Here is an 18,806-nt window from a genome sequence, read left to right as displayed (position 1 = left end):
ATTTTTTGCATCTAGTACTGTAGTTTCGCATCTTCTTTTGTGATTGACAATTTGACTTTTTACGACTCTCTAAGTAGGTTAAGTTCAATTATTTATTGGCTTCTGAAGAAATACGCACTTAGCTATCCATGTGATTTTACAGATACATTTGCTTTGTTGATAAAACCGGTTGCCGGAGGACCCTATGTTAATGTTGCAATTCTTCCTGGGTGTAGGCCCGGTAAGTGTAAGTAAATTAAGACCAGCAACCCGGAATGATGATACCCCCATTACTTTGCGGAGTGATCAATCCAAGATATTTTGAAGGATATAATACGAGTTCTCCGACTGTAACAAATTACAACGGAAGAACCATTCCTTTAATGGCAATAGCCAATGTAACACCAGGTGTTGCATATCATTTAAATTGGTTTTGTCAGATTACAAAGATGGTAGGCTGGATTCAGCAGTTTTTCTGCAGGGCGGATCCTTTAACATCGGGGTCTATATTGCTAACTATTTTACCTAAAATAATTGATATATGTAACAATCCACAACAAACAGATTTTAAAAGCGCAGATGACAGCTCCTGGTATGACTTTTCAATGGTATAAAGGTGGAATCATTATACCCAAGGCTACTAGTGATCAGTATGTAGCAATTTAGCCGGGAGCTTATGATGTTCAAGTTTCCATACTGGGAAATCAATGTCTGGGCCCAGCAACTATTACCATTGCAGGATATGCTATTACTTCTACCCTTCAGTAGCGATAATTTGTCCAGGAGATCAAATTACTTTGGATGCAGGATAGATTTCACACCTTATTCAAAGGAATCTAAGAAAAATACAAGTGTGGCTTGACCATTAAGTTATATGATAATTTTAAGATTCAGTAATAATAAACTGTGAGCTAGTAATTTTGAAGAAAACGTTTTGTTCACCAATACCACAATAATTATAAAATGTATCTGTTAGGTCTTTTACAAATGAGCTTTTGGTATTATTGAATACGGTTATTGGTTCTTTTTAAGTATCAGTTGATAACTTAGTAATAAACTAAGAGATTAAGCAGTCTAGTTATCTAATTTTCATAACAATCCCCTAAAAATATAATACAAATACACACACAAATTGCTAAAAAATTAATTAATAAAAGGAAACCCTTTAAAAACAATTTTTTAAATTTTAGTTTTCATTATAACTCTTTAAAAAATTGAAACTACATTTAAAGTATTAGTCAATAGTAGTAAGATTAAAAAATCACTAAAAGATGTAACAGAAACAACTAAATACATATTCATAATTTTTTTAAACAATCAGCTATTATTAATTAAAATAAATCTTACATTATAGATTACAATAATTTCATTATTGCCCACTTAAACTCAAAACATAACACTACTCTAAAAAATCATCTATTATTGAATATAAAACTAGAATGAAAAACAACTTTTGTATCACACATAAATATCATATCAAGCAAAATAAATCCAATTATATGAGCTACATATCGTTCATTACAAGCATAGTAAAATATTTTTCTTTGCCTCTTAAAACACAACTAAAGAAACCCAATATTTAATTATATCTTAAAAGAGATTACAATAAAAAAGTACCCCATAAAGAGGTACTTAAACACTAGAATGAAAAAAACTCAATTTAATGAAAACTCAAAAAAACTGTTTAATTTTTTAGATGATATCACCATCTTACTCATAACAATTTATTATTATACAAATTATTATTCTTGATTCTATAATAAGGCGAAGTAAATATAACAGCGATTATAACACACTGATCATTTTTGGGTCAAATACCAACTATCTTCTTTGGTGTTAAAGCAATAATCATCTTATTTACCAAAGTTTTAATAACAAGATAAATATTTATCACTATTTCCTTATGCATTCTAATAGCTATTAACCTTTCAAAGAATACTCTTTACTTTAACCTGTAAAGTCATTTCAAATTTACTTAAATTCATTAGCATTCATATATTCACAAATATCACATAAATATCTCATGTGACTTAAATACAGTTTTGTATTCAAAAACAGTATTTATTATAGTTACATCATATAGCTGCACTAATATTTTTACTTTCTACCTAAAAACTTCTAAGAAAACCTTTTGGAGCCAAATAAAGTAGAAAGCTAAGAAAATATCGATTCATTTTTTGATTCGTATATTTGATAAGCAAATTAAGTATTATGCATATTTAGCACAATATCTTTCATGTATAATATCAGCGTGTACGAAATCCGAGACGAAATAAAATAGTATCCAATTTTGCTTATATCAATTCAGATTTGCTGTAGTTTTGTTAGAAAATGTGTTACATCTCTTGATATTGTCTTATGATCTGTTAATACTCAACCGAGCAGTATTATAAACCATGATTCAGAACGATTAAAAGTTACTAGTACTGATGTATGCTTTTTAATGTTCTTTAAAAAACTATTAAACAACTAATTATATAATAAATCCTTATCAATATTTGGCTTCAGTCTATGCTAAGAATTGTCTGCTATTTCAATATAATTTATAATATAAATCGTCATTTGTTAATTTCTCTAACTAACCTAAATCCCCACATATTGGACCGGATAAGCCATGAATAATACGCTGATCTGTAAGATGTACGAATATTTTGAGGCATATATGCCCATGCTCCACCCCGCAATACGGGGAATTGAGAGATTCCCGATGTACGAGGCAGTTCATTATATGGACCTGTATTATAGGAATCTTCCCAAGCATCAGCAACAAATTCTCTTGCGTTCCCTGTAACATCATATAATCCCCAATTATTGGGTTTATAACTACCTACGCTTGTAGTATAAGGAGCTCCATCATTACAATTTACTTTAATAAATTGATAACCTGTTACTGCATCGGTTGATTCATCATAAACTGCTGCATAACTACAGGCATCAGTTAAATTATCCCCCCAAAAGAAAGCACTATTGGTTCCTGCTTTTGCTGCATACTCCCATTCTGCTTCAGTTGGTAATCTGTATCTAGCTCCAGTTTTTGATGAAAGCCAAGCTGCATAATCTTCAGCATCCTTACGTGTTACGCAAGTAACGGGAAAATCTCCCTTTTGCGGAAAACCAGGATTTCGCCAAGATAAATTTTCTCTGTACATAGGAAATTCAGGATCATTAATCTGAGGTTGGCCAGTAAATCCTAGCGCTCCTTTAGCTTCTTTACGATTAGTATCTCGTACAAATTCAGCATATTGATCTACAGTCACTTCAGTTTTTGATATTGCGAAAGACTTGCCAATTTTCACTTGATGTCTAGGACTTTCCCAAGCAACACGATAAGGATCTACATTAAGTGCCTGATGTTCTTCCTGGCTACCTCCAATTAAAAAACTTCCTGTCGGCAATACTACCATCTCTGTACAATAAAACCTGCTACAATCTTTAATTACATCAAAAGGCTGAAATACTTTTGTATCCTTTACAGGCAGTAGCTGGATAATCTTATTTGAACCATAAGAATATGACTGAAGCATATCTAATTGAGCACCCCACAAAGACATATCTGCTCTAAGATATTTATTTGATAATTGTGGAAAACTATTATTTTCAAAATTTGGGCACTGAACCAACATTGCTTTCGCTTGATTACTAAGCTGGGTTAAATTTTCAATATAGTCAGCATTACATTCATCTTTTTTTAATAAAGAAAGTGCTTTATTGGCCTTATTGTAAATTTCTTTATAAATTGCATCACAATAATTTTTAGGCCATTTTTTTAAATCGGATGCATCATTAAAAGTTTTTCTTAATTCTTTGATTACTGATTCAAATTCAGGATTTCTATTACTACATTTATTTTGATCCTCACTTTGAGAACAAGAATATACAATAAGTGTTATTGTAAAAAATATTACTTTTTTAGTCATATATAACATTTTAAAGAATTATTTCATTTAAAGGTTTAACATTTATTTATTGACATATGGTTGAGGTAAAAGAAAAAAATGCAAACATATATTTTTAAAATTATTTAAATCATATCTTTAAATAAACCAAGTTCCATTGTTTTCATCACTCACATTATGTATCATATATATGAATTACTTCCAGAGAATTAAATTTCATTTGTTATAGCCGGCAGCTTTTCTAATTGATATCTGTAAGTAGTTCCTGCTCGCTAGCTGCAAAGTAATAATGGTAGCTTTATTTAATGATCTTTTCAATTTCACTATTTTATCAAATTTGTAAACAAAATTAAATCGTTGTAGCTAAAAAAAAATTAAGAAATCTTAAGATTATCTACATTTAAAGAATCTCAATAGTGTATGCGCTTTTAATTCAAAACGATCGAAGATACGCCTGTCATGCGATAAAAAGTACCAATTGTAATTTTTTGATACTAAATATAGCAATTCCAATATAATTTTAGCTTCCATATCATTTACCTGAACCCCATTTTTAGCCAGAATAATCTTCCTTGTAAATTCCTTTGACTTCGGTATTGTTGTATTTACAATACTTTAGAAATCTATCCTCTTGCTCTGGTAAGAAGTAACCTTTCCTTTTTTTTTCGTATGTACTTACACGGACGTATAAATAGGCTTTTTTCATTTTAATTCATTATTGATCAGATTAAAGTTAGAAACAAAAACATTAAAGGTAACAATGAAAAGAAATTTCTCTAAGCCTATCCGAATATCCCTCTTCTTTTGAGTGTTCGAAGGAAAATGCCATATCACAACATAAGTATCCTAACAAAAAATAAATATAAATCCATTACGGTTTCCCGTAGTTTAACTTGAAAAAAAAATAAATATTATTGCTAGAAAAAATTTTTACGCTGTTGACTTATTTATTAACTTGTTTAAAACTAATAAAATGAAATTTCAATTGTATAAAACATTCAACTCTGAGATTAAATAATTTCTATCATTATCAACAAACTTTATTTGTTGACTAAGAAGTATATTCTAAAAAACATGAAATTTACTTTCACTGCCAAGAGTTTAAATTTTCTTAGATCATCCTAAAATCTAACAACTATAGAAACCAAAAACTAATAATGCCTAATCAACCTTTACCACATACCGCAATACCAACATGGAGCGGATTCATTTATCAAGGTAGAGTCGCACTCTATCATGTATTAAAGCAACTTAATACCAAAACAGAAAATGAAATAAATGAGTTGGTACTCCAAATAGATTCCATAGAAGATTTTACCATACTAAAGTTGATTGCTAATGGAGGACATGCCCCTATTTCTATGCATCAAGTTAAGGCTGTTAAAAGCAACGCGTATACAACTTATAGGGATGATTTTACACAATTAGAAAATAAATGGACAGCTATCGGATTACAAACTGTTGAAGCTTTTTTTCATCTTGCAACTCAAAATGAAAAAGCTAAAGTACAAATCGAAGTTTTGCATCCTAACATGAAAATTTATGAATATGAAAATAATGCCGAATCATGTTCTTTAAATGATATTGATATAAAAATTAAAGAGCAAATAGTCTTAGCACTTCAAAAGTATAATATTGTGGGCCATAATAATCCAGATACAGTTCAATTATTAAGCGAAATATTAGAAAAAACAATATCTGATAAGGTAATATACATTCACGCACTAAATCATGGTGGAACCGCCATAAGAAATGCTGCGTATGACAATCCTATTCCTCTACAAAATTTTTTAGATGCTATAAGAACCGATATAGCTTCACTTGTTCAAGATGAAGTTTATTTTGAAGGCAAGATTAGAAATAATCTTAATCGGTATTATCAGGAGTTCTGCTTAGATTGTGAAGATGATCAATTAAGTCCCGAATTAAAAACCAAGATGGATAAATATTCGATACTTTTCAATTCTTACGACACTATCGCCTTCAAAGAATTTCTACAAAATATAAGACCTCATAAGAGTGTTTCCTATGAGAACTTACAGCAATATACGGACTTAAGCCTCAATGAAGATGAAATGAAAGATTCTTTCTATCAAATACTATTGACCATTAAAGAGTCAAATGGAGTTGATGGAATTGGTTGGTTTTGTTCTGAAAGCAAACAATATTTCCCAACTTCAATAAACTATTCCAATTCCGAATCAAGTAAGAAAAAAGTAAGTGAGCGGATAATTAAAACTGCTCTAAACAAAATGGTAGACGTTCCTTTTAATTCTGATTACTTAATCACTTCAGAATGCAACGTTGACAACATAGAAGCTTATGCAAACAACATCAGTCATGTCAACCATGTTGATACTGGCGAAGCTGAAAGTGAAATAAAAATCACTCAATGGAAAAAAGTCAGCTTAATTGATTTAGAAACAGCAAAAAACAAATTAAATGATTGATCTAATAAATAGCATATTTCAAGCTGCAGAGCTCGAAGAAAAACCTAATACAAATTTCAAAACCTATGTTTTGAAAGAGCGAAAAAACTATTGGGTTATTGTCCATTACGATGGCGATAACATCAATAATGTATTAAACGACCAAATAGAGCTATTTGTAAAAACGAAAGAACTCGTACAAGAATCGGCTTTTGACAAAAATGCTAACCTGTTAATATTGAATAGGGTTCCAAAATTAGAAGATGTTAAATTTGACAACCTGCTACAAATTGAAGAGAATCCATACCACTTCAAGAAAAATATCTTGTACTACACTGATGAAGAGTTAAAAAATCTAAATTTTGCCATCGGTGATTCAAATGCACTTACTGCCATTGAAGCACTTATTTTGAAAGACGAAATATTTGAACAGCACAAAAAGAATTTTGATGCTAACTCGTTTGAGTCATTGATTTATCGAATAGCTATTAAAATACCTTTTATTAAAATAGGAATCACTCAAACAAATAATCTTAAATCCCTTGAAGAAATAAATAAAAGATCTATTGGAAACAATCCACTTAATGAAATTTTAGAGCAAGATTTTTTTATGCTCAATGATGAAGATTTTAGTGCAATGACCAATGAAATTATTCTTGAAAAATTAAAAGCAATATTACCAAATGAAGATCAGCAAAATTAGCATCCAGAATTTTAAGGTATTCGAAAATACAACAATAAATTTTAATTCTTCTGATATTATTGTGTTTGATGGACCAAACGGTTTCGGAAAAACAACTATTTATGATGCAATAGAAGTAGTTTTTACTGGAAGAATAAGAAGATATGAAGACCTTAAGTCCAAACTGATTGACGGAAGACAAGTTTTTTCTGAAAATCCATTTCAACATTCAAATGGGATAGGCAAAGACATTTTGATCACAATTGAGCTAATTAAAAATGACCAAACCTACATATTGGAGCGGTTTGCAGATGTAGCAAATATAGAGCCCTACATAGATTTTTCTGTTTATAAGTTGTTTACAAAAGATGATTTTTTATCTGAGAATAGGACTTCTGTAGATGATGAAAACTTATTTTTAACAAATCTATTAGGCAAAAATTACAAATCTAATTTCCAGTTTTTAAACTATGTAGAACAAGAAGAATCTTTATTCTTGCTTAAACATGATGATAAAAAAAGAAAGAGCCATATTGGTCACTTATTTGATTTAAATGAATTTGAACAAAAAATCAAACGAATTGATAACCTAAAAAGGAGATTTGACGCAATTTTCGCACATGAAAATGAAAGATTTGGAATCCTTGAGCAGGAAGTGAATCAAATAAAAGTCAATATCATTGCAGATGAAACTCCTATTTCTTTTGTTAAATTATTAGACAAAAAAGATTTATTTTGGGATCAGGAGGAAATCGATTCATCAACATTCGACTATTCAGAGATTATAGGCACTGACGGAGTTCTTGACCGTTTAAAGGTATTTATCGAACGAAAAATCCTATTCAATCAGTATCGAAAAAATAGAGCTGTTGACTATCTTTTGGTAAATGAAAATCTTGTAAATAGCTTTTTCAAATTTCATAATTTTTTATCTGAAAAAGATGAGATTAGAGAGATAAAAGCTAAAGTGACAGGTATGCAAAACACCATTCAGAAACTGGAATCTCTTAATCATAATGCAGTGGAAGAATCAATAGACTTGAATTTGTATGATTTCATTCCAAGTGATTTAAAAACTACTTTTTCTTCAACTCAGCAGGCACTAATATCTAGTCATAAAGAACTCTCTGGACTAGATAAAATTTATTCAGACATTTTTAAATCTAGAAATGACTTAATTGAGGAACTTACAGAACTAAGAGAAGCTGGAGTTTCTAGTGGCGAATGTATTTTATGTGGATATGACTGGAAAAACATTGAAGCATTCCTTCTTCAAATCGAAAATAAATCTGAACAAATAAAGGAGATCAACTCTGATAAAAGCAATCGTCTTCAGGAAACATTCACAAAATTTAAATATGAAACAATTAAACAAATAATAGAACTGATAAATACTCATATTATTTCTATTAATTATAATGAAAAATTTGCTACACAGTTACTTAATTTGGAAGACAATTATTTTAAGGATTTGATAAAAGTTCTTACTATTCTTGAAATTGATTATTCAAAATATCTAAGTAGCGAACAGATACTAGATGTATCTGACAAATTAGAACTATTCAAAAGCGAAATCTCCATTCTAAAAGACACAAGTAATGCAGAATTAGTAGAAACGTATTTTTTAGAATATTTTCGAGAATATTTCAACAATGAAGATAGTCAATTTGATTCTGTGACTGTTGAACAAATTGAAGTGAAGAAAAAATACTTATCTCACAAATTATCATTAAGTCAAAATCAAATTTTACAGAGTAAGTCGGCACAATTATTAGAAGTGACAAAAAAGAGAGACACAGCAAGAGAAGTTTCTCAAAAATTGAATAAATTAAAAGGAACATATAACTCATCCTTAAAATCTTATCAGAAAAAAATAATAAAAGACATAGAAACAGTATTCCATATCTATTCAGGCAGGATTATGCAATCTTTTCAAGGTGGAATAGGTCTATTTATCTTTTCCGAAAAAGAAGGGATACGTTTCCAAACTGGATCAAAAAAGACCTATGATGCTGTCTTTACTATGAGCTCTGGACAATTGTCAGCATTAATTATTTCTTTCACTCTAGCACTTCACAAAAAGTATTCTCAAAATAAATTAATTTTGATAGACGATCCTGTTCAAACCATGGATGAATTAAATCTTTATGGGTTTATTGATTTACTAAGAAATGAATTCTATGATAATCAAGTTATTATGTCTACTCACGAAGACATGATGTCAGCATTTATGAGGTATAAATTCAAAAATTACAATCTATCAGAACAACGTATTAATTTAAAGGAACTAGCAACAGGATAATTGCTACAATAAAAGATCTTAATATATCTTCACCATGAAAGAAATCGATCTCTATTCCGAAGCAAAACCGCGCTATTATCAGCTAATACCAAATCGGGAGGATGGGCTGATACTTCTTGCATTATATCAAAAATACCAAAAGCAGGAATTTATGGAAGACCAAATCATACAAATCATCAATAAAGTACTTAGCGACCTGCGAGGAACCAACATAAGAGACGAAGGCAATCGAAACAACAACATCATCCTACGCTTGCAAGAATTTCTTCTGTGGCGTGATAGGAAAAGAAAAGTATATGGCTTTAAAAACTATGGAGAAGAATTTTGCCGGAAAGTCTTTACACGACTGTCTGAAAGCTATCATCCTGCCAAAATAGAACGCCTATTCAAAAACCTGCTAGACACCCTAAAAATAAGTCTTGAAAAAAATCCTCCGAAATGCTGTTCTGGATGAGCGACTATTTCAACAGCCGAAGTACCGAATTGGCCCAGCAAATTGAAATCCTAGACCAGCAGGTAAGCGAATCAGTAGACGATTTCCGTTTTCAGATCAAACAACCACAGGCCAACATCTTGCAAGTAATCGAAACCATCAGCACAGGTTTAGACCACATCAAAAAGCACGTACACGAACTGACCACTGGATTTCAGATCACTTACGACATAGATGACATTGTATAGGACATGCTCAAGGACGCCGCAAACTTTGAGCTTCTCGACAGCATTAACCTTGTACTAAAATACAACGAAAACGTACGCAATCATTTAGACCAGGTAAGCACACGTATTGACAAAATAAAGCCCCGCATACGGGAATTTATCTTCGAATTTAACCAACGGGAACTCGATAGAAAAACAGACGATTTTCTCCATTATCTGCTAGACAGTGCCACCTATGTCCGAGAGAACAACCAGCCCAAAAGATTAATTTTTCCCGAAGAAATTGAATCCTTTAGCATCAGGATTCCAGAATCCGTGCCACGTTTCTATATCTTGACTGAAAGAGACTTTGCCAGAAAAGCGCCTCTACCCCCTGCTGTAAGATCAAGAGATGTAGAACAGACTAAGGAAATGATGGCCAAAAACATAGAAAAGCTTGAAATAAAAAAGCATACGATATTCGGCAACAGAGGCTCTAAACCATATAGACAGAGAAGGAAAACTCCATTTTTCGCTCTTCTTTTTCAACATCCTCAACCACGAACAGCACAACTTGAACATAGCTGTAAGAACAGCTCAAAGGCTGGTAAAACAATGCAATAGCTGGCAATATGAAATTACGGTAGACCAAAACGAATATTACGATCCAAACTATCAAAATCTTTCACTATGGAATATGACGATACTGAAAAAGACCTAAACGAACGTTATGCGTTTATGTAAGACAAATCAGCTAAAAACACATTCGCTAAGTTAGATTATCTTCTAAAATCGGGAATGCACATACAACGGGACTTTCCAAAACCTGCTTCGATGTATGCTTTTGGATAAGCATTACCGAAGCCTAAAGGCCTACTATGACGATTTTTTTGAAATGCTTCTCAAGAAAGAAGGTGAAGGATGGTCCACCTACTTCTATATAGACTTTCATGAAGGCTCAAGAGGTAAAATCCCCACCGACAACCAATACCGATCGTACCTCAAATCGGAATACATCCTTATTGGCCTTATCTTTTTCAAAATCTATAAGCTGGACGGCAATATCGAGTTGCCTAAAATATCCGATTTCATCAACCTGCTCTATCAGGAATACGATGAACTCCTCAACAAGATGCAGCGTGTCGTATCAACCATTGAAATTAAAGCAGGATTAGACCTGAACGAAGAGAAACTAAAAAATATGGTATATAAAGCCTTTGCCGAATTTGAACAGCTGGGCTGGATTGCCAGAGATACAAATGACAGCGACTACTTTACCTACCAACCCTCGTTCGAAAGACTAAGGAGAATATATTACCCGCAGATAGAAACAATCGATGAAATCATAAAACGAAAAGAACATGGCTAAATTTCAACCCAAGATCTACAGTTTATCAACCCTCAACATCAGGCAGCATTTTAACAGCGACTACCGTTTCAATGACTTCCGTACCGATTTTAGTGGAGAAAGCGGTAGTGGTAAGAGTCTTATTGCCGACTTTATCCAAATGCTTTTAGTGGGCTCCCGTGTATTTAAATCGGGAACAGACGGCGTAAGCAATAGAGATACAAGTGGTCTTGTCCTAAAAAATGGAGGTGGCAAATACGGGCGTGGCTATATTTTCATCAACATCGAAATACAATACCGTAAGTACATCACCTTGGGTGGCTATCTGGACACCACCAGTACTCAGATGCAATTTTTTATCATACAGGCTGGCTACGATTTTGAAGAAACACTCCTGCCCATGAATGAGCCAATATTTTACAAAGACCTGCTACTCGATGGACAAATCGAAACGCTGGAAAATCTGGAAAAAAGATTTTTGGGAAAAGGCTACCTGAAAGGAGTAAACAATAAAAAATACCACCATCTACTTTTTAACAACGGTATACTCGCCGTAGACCTAAGCCAAAACCACCAAAGTCTGAAAAGCTATGCGGCAATTATACGAGCCTTCTCCAGAGAAAAGGGCTTCTTTACTGATTCAGACGCTCTCAAAACATTCCTATTTGGAGACAGCGACCACAAACAGCTTGTTGACAAATACCGAGAAGAAGTACAAAACATTAATGTAGACCAGCAGCAACACCACCACCTACTGGAAGAAATAGCCACCATAAGAAGCAAAGAACAGAAAATAGAACACGTATTACGTGATTTCAATACCTGCAGTCAACTGAAAAAACAATTCAGTCTGGAAAACATCTGCTTCTGGTATCAAGAAAATGAACTTATTGCTGAAAAACTTGTACAATCCACACAAGACTACCAAACAAACCAGATTAAAAGGCTTTTGATCAAAAAGAAATTGTCCAATGTCAAAATAACTGATGTCAAAGACCAACATAAAACCCATTCCAAATTAAAAAACAATAACAAAAATTCAGAGCGGGAAAAAGAAAAATTTGAAATAGAATGGCAAAAAGCCAAAAACCTGCTCGATGAAAGCGCCAAATACAAAGACAATATAGACAAAGTAAACAGCTGGTTTACCGAAGATCGACAAGATGCAGATGCCATCAGACAATGGCATAAGGATAAACGCTCTAAGGTAACAGATACAGATAACCTAAAAGCATTTGAACAATTTCTTATAGAAAACAAACTGAAGCAGCAATTTGAACAATCAGATCGGTACAATGACTATGCAACCGCAGGAAAAATGACATCGCAAAAATTGAAGGATTTTGAAGAAACCATCAGCAAGCTGGAAACACAACTTGTTTTTTCGGATTTGGACAATCCAGCATCACTGGCCCATTGGGCAATAGAACACCTCGATTTGCCCCTTACGACTGAGCAAGAAAGCCTACTCATCCATTTACAATACCTATCGCGAACAACACCCAATTCGCCAAAAGAACGCTACCTCCCCTTTCCCGAAAAACTATTCAAAGAACCGCTTACTTTCAAAGCAAACGACAATGGATTTTGGCTGGAATTAAACGGCATCCACGAATTTATAACCAATGTACCCAAACAACATCTCAGCGTACCTCCTGACCAGATCACACTCGGTAGAGAGCCAAGATGCCGAACAACATCTAACAAAATATAAAAACCTTAATGACGCCCATGATAAGGCTTTTGCCAAGTATAACCACAGCCATCAGCTGAACAAGGACAATCGGGAAAAAATTGACCAGATTGAAAGCTATATGACCAAACAATATGGTTCAATCGACTTTGACCATTTGACAAAGACAGGAGAAAGCCAGCTTCTCCATTTTGAGACAGATTTAGAAAATATTCGAACTGCCGAAAGAATAGCACTTCTAAAAATTCATAGAATAGAAGATGACTTGTTTAAATCCAATCCGCCCATCAATACGCTTTACGAAATGCATAACGCTATTGATACGGAACACACAGGAGCTAAAACACGATTTGAACAATACCAAAACAACCACAATGTGAGTATTTTAAAACTCAATGAAGCAAAAATAAAATTTGCAAGAGAGCACCGACGTGATTTTATTGCCGAGCAGGATTTGATCAAAATAGAACAGCAGCCAGCAGAAACACCGAGCACGGATGCCTACAGCAAGTTCAAAGCCACCTACGCCGCCGCGTCAGAAGAAATAGAAGACAAGACTATTTTAAAAGACTATTCAGTAGGTGTACTGGCCAACAAACTGTTACCTACCGTTTTCCCTACGCAACAGATACAAGAAGAACTTATTGGCGAACAGATTGAAAAGAGACTTATCGAACTCACGAGCGATTTGCAGCGCATTGGTTCCAGAAAAATAGAAATTCTACACAACACTTTTAAAGAATTAACTACAATTTATAACGGATTTCTGACCAAGGTCCAGAAAATAAGCGACTACCTGTCAAAAAATAAGATTACAGGAGCTAATTATGCAACATTACAACATACACCAGCTGCTGGATATCCAGACGATTGGATGAAAGTTTTCAGAAAACGGCTCACCAACGAAATGCAGGAGACAGGCCTGTTTGCAACAAATAACAAACAAGACATTGACGACATCATGATTAGTGTATTCCGCGAAGCAAACGGAACAAGAGAAGCCACCATAAACGATCTGCTCAACCCACGCTCTTATTTTGATCTCCTTTTTGAAATCAGGCAAGATGGGTAAAAAAATTCGGGAAGCAATGGGCAAACCTATACAGCCAATGCACTGCTTTGCCTCGCCAGACTATCGCTCATTGAAGGCGAAGATCACACCGGAATACGAATTATGCCGATTGATGAAGCAGAAGGCTTGGGAAGCAATTACGAAATATTACATAAACTAGCAAAAAAAGAACAGTACCAAATCGTTACTATGTCAATCGAAACTGCAGGTGATATTAATGACGAAGGACAATATATCTATATCATGCACGACAATAAAGATGCTAATGGCTTGACCTATGTACCACCATTAGGTATCTTTCACAGAGGACAATTAACAGAACACATCAATGAAATCTTTGAAGAAACTACATAGTAAGGATTTTACATGGCCCGTATTAAAAGCGCTGAATGATTTGTATGAAAAAAAGAAAACAACAGCAAAAATTCAGCAAGTAGACTATATCCGTTACTTAATGGCACAAACAGAACTTATTGCTCAAAAAAAGGCAATAGCAATATTCTGGTTGCAGGGGATGGTTATAATGAATATTACGAAGCCAATTTTCAATCTGCTTATCAATAGTGAAGGCAGGGAAGTAATTTCTTTCTTTGCCTTTAAAGGATGGTGGGCAAATGATTTAGAGAGTTTTAATTTACAAACACCATCCCGCAAATTTATTGAGATAATAGAGGATGCAGAATTGTTTGCAATCTCCAAGATGACTTTGAACAGATGTTTATAGATATTCCAAAATTTGAACGTTATTGGCGGATTGTTGGCGTCAACAGCTATCTGGCTCATATCAAAAGGATAGAGGAATTTCAGGAGCTTCCTGCAAACAGTCGATATGAAAAACTAATCAAACAATTCCCTGATATAGAAAACCGAATAAAGCAAAAACACATTGCTTCCTATTTAGGGATTGCACCGGAATCATTAAGCGCTATCAAAAAACTTCTAAAAAATTGATTTCTTAAGATTTCTTATTGGTACTGTTTTTCAGTTGATCTAATTTTGAATCATTGTTAACGGGGATTTGCTTAATCCTTATAAATTAAATACGATGAATAGATTATTAGACAAAGTCGCCATTATCACTGGAGCAGCCAGTGGAATGGGTGCTGTAGAGGCAAAGATGCTTGCAAAGGAAGGGGCTACGGTTTTTCTAACTGATATCCATGAAGAAAACCTGAAGACAGTTACCAATGAAATTAATGCTTCAGGAGGTCATGCCTACTATAAGGTACATGATGTAAGTAATGAAGAACAATGGAATTCCGTAGTAGAAGAAGTCATCCGAGTCGCTGGAAAAATTGATATTCTAGTCAATAATGCTGCTATCTTGGGTGACCTGAGTTCTCCTATGGAAGAGAGAACCGTTGAAGAATTTAATAAGGTTCTCCATATAAATCTCACAAGCCATTTCATCGGAATGAAATCAGTGGTTCCATTGATGAAAAAAGCCAAGGGAGGATCTATTGTTAATATTTCTTCGATCGGTGGAATTGTAGGATCTGCTGGCGGTACGGCTTATACCGCTTCCAAAGGAGGGGCCAGACTGTTATCAAAAGGAGCCGCTATTGAATTGGCGCCTTTTAATATTCGTGTCAATTCTCTGCATCCTGGGTTTGTGGATACCGAGATGAATAAAAATATGCCCAACTACGAAGATTTCAAACGTATGGCTATTGATGGAACACCATTAAACAGAGGAGGAAAAGAAGAGGAAATTGCTTACGGTGTTATTTTCCTGGCTTCTGATGAATCTTCCTTTATGACAGGGACTGAATTGATTATTGATGGCGGAAATACTGCTGTATAATAATTCTTGTCCCGATATCATTTGTCAAACAGGTAAATTACAATCCTAAATTTATTATTGGTTCATATAAAATTGCTTCAAAATAGGAGGCTACAGAATGGTCGTATAACAAAAATGCATTTCCTAATACATTTTTGTTATACTTATTCTGGAAAAATCAAAACAAAACTCCTTATGCCCTTATATATTTATAAGTAGTAATAGCCTATTTTCGGGTTGACATACAGTATTTTATATGGGAGGGATATCAAATTAAAAATCAAAAAAAGGATGATAGAAAAACAATTAAACTCAACAGAAGAAACAACTAATGCTTTAAACTGTCACCTCGACGCATGGCGTTCAGGAGATATCGATAAGGTTATGGAAGACTGGACTGATGATGGAGTGTTGATCAACAGTTCAGGTATAGTGGTAGGTAAAAGTATTAATTAAAAAAAATTACTAACTCTCCTTAAAATGATATCTTTGCTGCCAAACTATACTAATTAGCAATATATGGCCTCAATAGAACTGTCTAAAAATTTAAACAAACAAAAATAATAAGATAACAATTTCACATTTAAAACTTTGATTAAATAAAGGCTTTAAAAACAATTTTTATTTATTTCAATGTGATAGCAAATATACACTAAATCTGCAATTTTGTAAATAATAACATAATACTTCGAAAACTTAAATCACAATACATATCATAAAAGAGGCAAATATTTTATATTGGCAATTTTATTCAATGAAATTAAAGCATTTTTTTAAGACTTAATAGTTTTGAACTAACAGGAAAAATCAGCCCTCTGGTGAAAATACTTGCAACATTAATTTTAAAAATAGTTTCGAAATGAATTCAAGAAAAATAGATAGAAAAGACTTTTTACATTTAGGAGGAAAATTATCTCTCGGAGCCTTAATAGCTCCTGCATTATTAACCGGATGTTTATCTGATTCAAAAGAAAAAGAAAAAGAAAGAAAGATAATAAAGATCTCTGGAAATGCAAATACCAAATACATTCTAAAGAATGGAATAGTGTATAGCCAGGATGTTAAAGTTGGAAATTTTAGAAAAGCTGATATTTTAATAGAAGGTAAAATTATCAAAGAAATCAAACCTGATATAGAGCAAGGTGAGGACACATATGTAATTGATGCAAGTGAGTATATAATAATGCCGGGTTTTGTTGATACTCACCATCATCAGTATGAAACCGCTATTAGAGGATACTTAGCCGAGGCTCTTCTTGTCAATGATAAAAAGCCAGATAACCCATTTACATATCTAGATGTTTTAATTAAAAAATTGACACCTGTATTTCGTCCTGAGGATATTTATACTGCTGTACTGCTATCATCATTAAATCAGATTGATTGTGGAGTTACAACTGTTTTAGATACTTCTCAAGTAGTTCACTCGATGGAACATTTTGAAGCCTTGATGCATGGCTTGAAAGATGGTGGGAGGCGAGCACTTGTAGCCTTTTCAACAGGTTCTGGTGAGTCTACTCCTTTCCCCCGAAAGCTCAACGATATACAAAAGATGTACTTTTCTTCGACAGACCAGCTTCTTACTATGGCTATGGGAGCTGAACTTTTTCCTGGAGATTTTAAGAATCATTGGGGTATGGCAAGAGATATTGGTGTGCCAATTGTATCACATATTGTTGGAAATTTAGGATCTGCTCCTGCCTTTGAAAATATAGTAAAGGAAAATCTTTTGGGAAAAGATAATATATTAATTCATTGTACTGGATTGAATGATAAAGTGTGGGAAAGTATTGCAAAATCAGGAGCCGCTATTTCTCTTGCTGTTCCTATTGAGCTAAGTATGAGACATGGGACTCCCCCTATTATGCAGGCACTAAAACATGGCGTCCAACCCTCTCTAAGCAGTGATGTAGAAGTTACAATGACTTCCGACTTTTTCACTCAAATGAGATCTGTCTATACATTACAACGGGGTTTAGTTAATGCACAAGTACTTTCAGGTATAGATTGTCAACAAGACCTTATTACATGTAATGATGTTGTCAGGTATGCAACATTAGAAGGGGCAAAGGCAACACATCTTGAACATAAAATTGGAAGTCTTACACCCGGTAAGGAAGCTGATATTATAATGCTACGAACAAGGGATCTAAATGTGATGCCAATTAATAGTGTAAGTGGCACAGTCGTTACCCTGATGGAGAGAACAAATGTAGATACGGTTATCATTGCTGGAAAAATCCGTAAATACCAAGGGAAAATGCTAGGCATTGATACGCAGGTATTGCACTCAAAAATTACTGAATCTAGAGATTATCTATTTGCAAAGGCTGGGTTAGAAAATCATTTTTTCTAAATAAATATACTCCTTTACTTTTTTTATTTTATGAAAGAAGTCCAATTGATCTACATAAAAAAAGGCTAATTCTCCGAATTATTGATATAAGCATGTTCCATATTTTCAATAAAAATATTTTTAAATTCTTATATTTTAACTAAAATAGAGGTATAAAGTGAATTTTATGCCGAGTACTTATCCACATAAACATGGATATATATAATCAAAAAAAATGAAAAAGTAGGTTCTGCTAGTAGCGTAAAGTATCAATAGCTCCTTTACAAAAATGACTTAATTTATGGTATAAATTTTTAAAATTTCATCCATGAATAAACAGCAACACCAAGTCAAGACTCGCAAAGTTTGACTTAAAATCTGCTTAGAATCGGGGTGTTTAATAAAGGAGGCTTTACGTTTTTGGAATTGCAAGATCAACACTTCATCGTTGGATAAAAAGATATAAAGAAGAAGGAAAATAAGGACTGTGAGATAAGTCAAGACGTCCTAAAGCCCTTACCAATACCAAAGTTACAAAAGAAACTGAATCAATCATCCTTGATTTAAGAGAGAAAAAAAGATGGGGAACTGCAAAAATTTCAACCCATCTGCTTCGAAAAGTAATTATGCTTTCCGCAATGACTGTTT

The 18,806-nt window shown here is 33.3% G+C and carries 18 protein-coding genes and 1 pseudogene; 17 read left to right on the top strand and 2 right to left on the bottom strand.

Annotated elements, in window-relative coordinates:
• The first annotated feature begins 254 nt into the window (after positions 1-254).
• Entirely contained in the window at positions 255-593 is a 339-nt protein-coding gene (locus MTQ00_RS22050; protein WP_273651019.1) for a hypothetical protein, read from the top strand.
• 1,944 nt (positions 594-2,537) lie between these two features.
• Here MTQ00_RS22050 and MTQ00_RS22045 read toward each other — a convergent pair.
• Together MTQ00_RS22045 and MTQ00_RS22040 are read right to left on the bottom strand one after the other, a co-directional pair.
• Positions 2,538-3,896 carry a formylglycine-generating enzyme family protein gene (locus MTQ00_RS22045; protein WP_273651018.1) on the bottom strand — a complete coding sequence of 453 codons (1,359 nt, stop codon included), beginning with the start codon at positions 3,894-3,896 and terminating at the stop codon, positions 2,538-2,540.
• Positions 3,897-4,428: 532 nt separating this feature from the next.
• The gene (locus tag MTQ00_RS22040) at positions 4,429-4,581 is read right to left on the bottom strand and encodes a recombinase family protein (RefSeq protein ID WP_273651017.1); all 153 of its coding nucleotides are present in this window, start codon (positions 4,579-4,581) and stop codon (positions 4,429-4,431) included.
• Positions 4,582-5,032: 451 nt separating this feature from the next.
• On the opposite strand from MTQ00_RS22040, the gene MTQ00_RS22035 reads away from it, so the two are divergent.
• The 16 genes and pseudogenes from MTQ00_RS22035 to MTQ00_RS22430 all read left to right on the top strand — a co-directional run.
• Positions 5,033-6,325 carry an ABC-three component system protein gene (locus MTQ00_RS22035; protein WP_273651016.1) on the top strand — a complete coding sequence of 431 codons (1,293 nt, stop codon included), beginning with the start codon at positions 5,033-5,035 and terminating at the stop codon, positions 6,323-6,325.
• Positions 6,318-7,007 (top strand): ABC-three component system middle component 1, encoded by a 690-nt coding sequence (locus MTQ00_RS22030; protein ID WP_273651015.1) that lies wholly within the window; start codon positions 6,318-6,320, stop codon positions 7,005-7,007. Before MTQ00_RS22035 ends, MTQ00_RS22030 begins: the two co-directional genes overlap by 8 nt.
• Complete coding sequence (locus tag MTQ00_RS22025; protein ID WP_273651014.1) at positions 6,988-9,288, top strand: AAA family ATPase; 2,301 nt, start codon at positions 6,988-6,990, stop codon at positions 9,286-9,288. Before MTQ00_RS22030 ends, MTQ00_RS22025 begins: the two co-directional genes overlap by 20 nt.
• Before the next feature lie 34 nt (positions 9,289-9,322).
• Positions 9,323-9,742: a hypothetical protein gene (locus tag MTQ00_RS22020; protein ID WP_273651013.1), complete on the top strand. Its 420-nt coding sequence runs from the start codon at positions 9,323-9,325 to the stop codon at positions 9,740-9,742.
• Positions 9,727-9,969: a hypothetical protein gene (locus tag MTQ00_RS22015; RefSeq protein WP_273651012.1), complete on the top strand. Its 243-nt coding sequence runs from the start codon at positions 9,727-9,729 to the stop codon at positions 9,967-9,969. Before MTQ00_RS22020 ends, MTQ00_RS22015 begins: the two co-directional genes overlap by 16 nt.
• 3 nt (positions 9,970-9,972) lie before the next feature.
• Positions 9,973-10,551, top strand: a complete 579-nt coding sequence (locus MTQ00_RS22010) for a hypothetical protein (protein WP_273651011.1) — start codon at positions 9,973-9,975, stop codon at positions 10,549-10,551.
• A gap of 214 nt (positions 10,552-10,765) precedes the next feature.
• Positions 10,766-11,296 (top strand): condensin complex protein MksE, encoded by a 531-nt coding sequence (locus MTQ00_RS22005; RefSeq protein ID WP_273651010.1) that lies wholly within the window; start codon positions 10,766-10,768, stop codon positions 11,294-11,296.
• Positions 11,289-12,989, top strand: coding sequence for a hypothetical protein (locus tag MTQ00_RS22000; protein ID WP_273651009.1), 1,701 nt, complete (start codon positions 11,289-11,291; stop codon positions 12,987-12,989). The genes MTQ00_RS22005 and MTQ00_RS22000 overlap by 8 nt, the downstream gene beginning before the upstream one ends.
• Positions 12,901-14,040, top strand: a complete 1,140-nt coding sequence (locus MTQ00_RS21995) for a hypothetical protein (protein WP_273651008.1) — start codon at positions 12,901-12,903, stop codon at positions 14,038-14,040. The genes MTQ00_RS22000 and MTQ00_RS21995 overlap by 89 nt, the downstream gene beginning before the upstream one ends.
• Positions 14,041-14,229: 189 nt before the next feature.
• Positions 14,230-14,394 (top strand): hypothetical protein, encoded by a 165-nt coding sequence (locus tag MTQ00_RS21990; RefSeq protein WP_273651007.1) that lies wholly within the window; start codon positions 14,230-14,232, stop codon positions 14,392-14,394.
• The gene (locus MTQ00_RS21985) at positions 14,369-14,764 is read left to right on the top strand and encodes a hypothetical protein (RefSeq protein WP_273651006.1); all 396 of its coding nucleotides are present in this window, start codon (positions 14,369-14,371) and stop codon (positions 14,762-14,764) included. Before MTQ00_RS21990 ends, MTQ00_RS21985 begins: the two co-directional genes overlap by 26 nt.
• Positions 14,755-14,991, top strand: a complete 237-nt coding sequence (locus MTQ00_RS21980; RefSeq protein ID WP_273651005.1) for a hypothetical protein — start codon at positions 14,755-14,757, stop codon at positions 14,989-14,991. Before MTQ00_RS21985 ends, MTQ00_RS21980 begins: the two co-directional genes overlap by 10 nt.
• Before the next feature lie 94 nt (positions 14,992-15,085).
• Positions 15,086-15,844 carry an SDR family NAD(P)-dependent oxidoreductase gene (locus MTQ00_RS21975; RefSeq protein ID WP_273651004.1) on the top strand — a complete coding sequence of 253 codons (759 nt, stop codon included), beginning with the start codon at positions 15,086-15,088 and terminating at the stop codon, positions 15,842-15,844.
• 270 nt (positions 15,845-16,114) lie between these two features.
• Positions 16,115-16,279 carry a nuclear transport factor 2 family protein gene (locus MTQ00_RS21970; protein WP_273651003.1) on the top strand — a complete coding sequence of 55 codons (165 nt, stop codon included), beginning with the start codon at positions 16,115-16,117 and terminating at the stop codon, positions 16,277-16,279.
• Between the two features lie 403 nt (positions 16,280-16,682).
• The gene (locus tag MTQ00_RS21965) at positions 16,683-18,179 is read left to right on the top strand and encodes an amidohydrolase family protein (protein WP_273651002.1); all 1,497 of its coding nucleotides are present in this window, start codon (positions 16,683-16,685) and stop codon (positions 18,177-18,179) included.
• Between the two features lie 398 nt (positions 18,180-18,577).
• Positions 18,578-18,640: pseudogene (locus tag MTQ00_RS22430) on the top strand (helix-turn-helix domain-containing protein); the annotation flags it as partial.
• Positions 18,641-18,806 lie beyond the last annotated feature (166 nt).

Origin of the sequence: Chryseobacterium sp. B21-037 (genome assembly GCF_028570785.1) — a bacterium.
GTDB classification, from domain to species: Bacteria; Bacteroidota; Bacteroidia; order Flavobacteriales; family Weeksellaceae; genus Chryseobacterium; species Chryseobacterium proteolyticum.
Note: the sequence above shows the minus strand (reverse complement) of the source record. Positions and strands in the feature narration are given on the sequence as shown.

Coding starts and splice junctions, on each gene's coding strand:
- MTQ00_RS22050 (WP_273651019.1), top strand. CDS start 255: ATGATGATACCCCCATTACTTTGCGGAGTGATCAATCCAAGATATTTT.
- MTQ00_RS22045 (WP_273651018.1), bottom strand. CDS start 3,896: ATGACTAAAAAAGTAATATTTTTTACAATAACACTTATTGTATATTCT.
- MTQ00_RS22040 (WP_273651017.1), bottom strand. CDS start 4,581: ATGAAAAAAGCCTATTTATACGTCCGTGTAAGTACATACGAAAAAAAA.
- MTQ00_RS22035 (WP_273651016.1), top strand. CDS start 5,033: ATGCCTAATCAACCTTTACCACATACCGCAATACCAACATGGAGCGGA.
- MTQ00_RS22030 (WP_273651015.1), top strand. CDS start 6,318: ATGATTGATCTAATAAATAGCATATTTCAAGCTGCAGAGCTCGAAGAA.
- MTQ00_RS22025 (WP_273651014.1), top strand. CDS start 6,988: ATGAAGATCAGCAAAATTAGCATCCAGAATTTTAAGGTATTCGAAAAT.
- MTQ00_RS22020 (WP_273651013.1), top strand. CDS start 9,323: ATGAAAGAAATCGATCTCTATTCCGAAGCAAAACCGCGCTATTATCAG.
- MTQ00_RS22015 (WP_273651012.1), top strand. CDS start 9,727: ATGCTGTTCTGGATGAGCGACTATTTCAACAGCCGAAGTACCGAATTG.
- MTQ00_RS22010 (WP_273651011.1), top strand. CDS start 9,973: ATGCTCAAGGACGCCGCAAACTTTGAGCTTCTCGACAGCATTAACCTT.
- MTQ00_RS22005 (WP_273651010.1), top strand. CDS start 10,766: ATGCTTTTGGATAAGCATTACCGAAGCCTAAAGGCCTACTATGACGAT.
- MTQ00_RS22000 (WP_273651009.1), top strand. CDS start 11,289: ATGGCTAAATTTCAACCCAAGATCTACAGTTTATCAACCCTCAACATC.
- MTQ00_RS21995 (WP_273651008.1), top strand. CDS start 12,901: ATGTACCCAAACAACATCTCAGCGTACCTCCTGACCAGATCACACTCG.
- MTQ00_RS21990 (WP_273651007.1), top strand. CDS start 14,230: ATGTCAATCGAAACTGCAGGTGATATTAATGACGAAGGACAATATATC.
- MTQ00_RS21985 (WP_273651006.1), top strand. CDS start 14,369: ATGAAATCTTTGAAGAAACTACATAGTAAGGATTTTACATGGCCCGTA.
- MTQ00_RS21980 (WP_273651005.1), top strand. CDS start 14,755: ATGTTTATAGATATTCCAAAATTTGAACGTTATTGGCGGATTGTTGGC.
- MTQ00_RS21975 (WP_273651004.1), top strand. CDS start 15,086: ATGAATAGATTATTAGACAAAGTCGCCATTATCACTGGAGCAGCCAGT.
- MTQ00_RS21970 (WP_273651003.1), top strand. CDS start 16,115: ATGATAGAAAAACAATTAAACTCAACAGAAGAAACAACTAATGCTTTA.
- MTQ00_RS21965 (WP_273651002.1), top strand. CDS start 16,683: ATGAATTCAAGAAAAATAGATAGAAAAGACTTTTTACATTTAGGAGGA.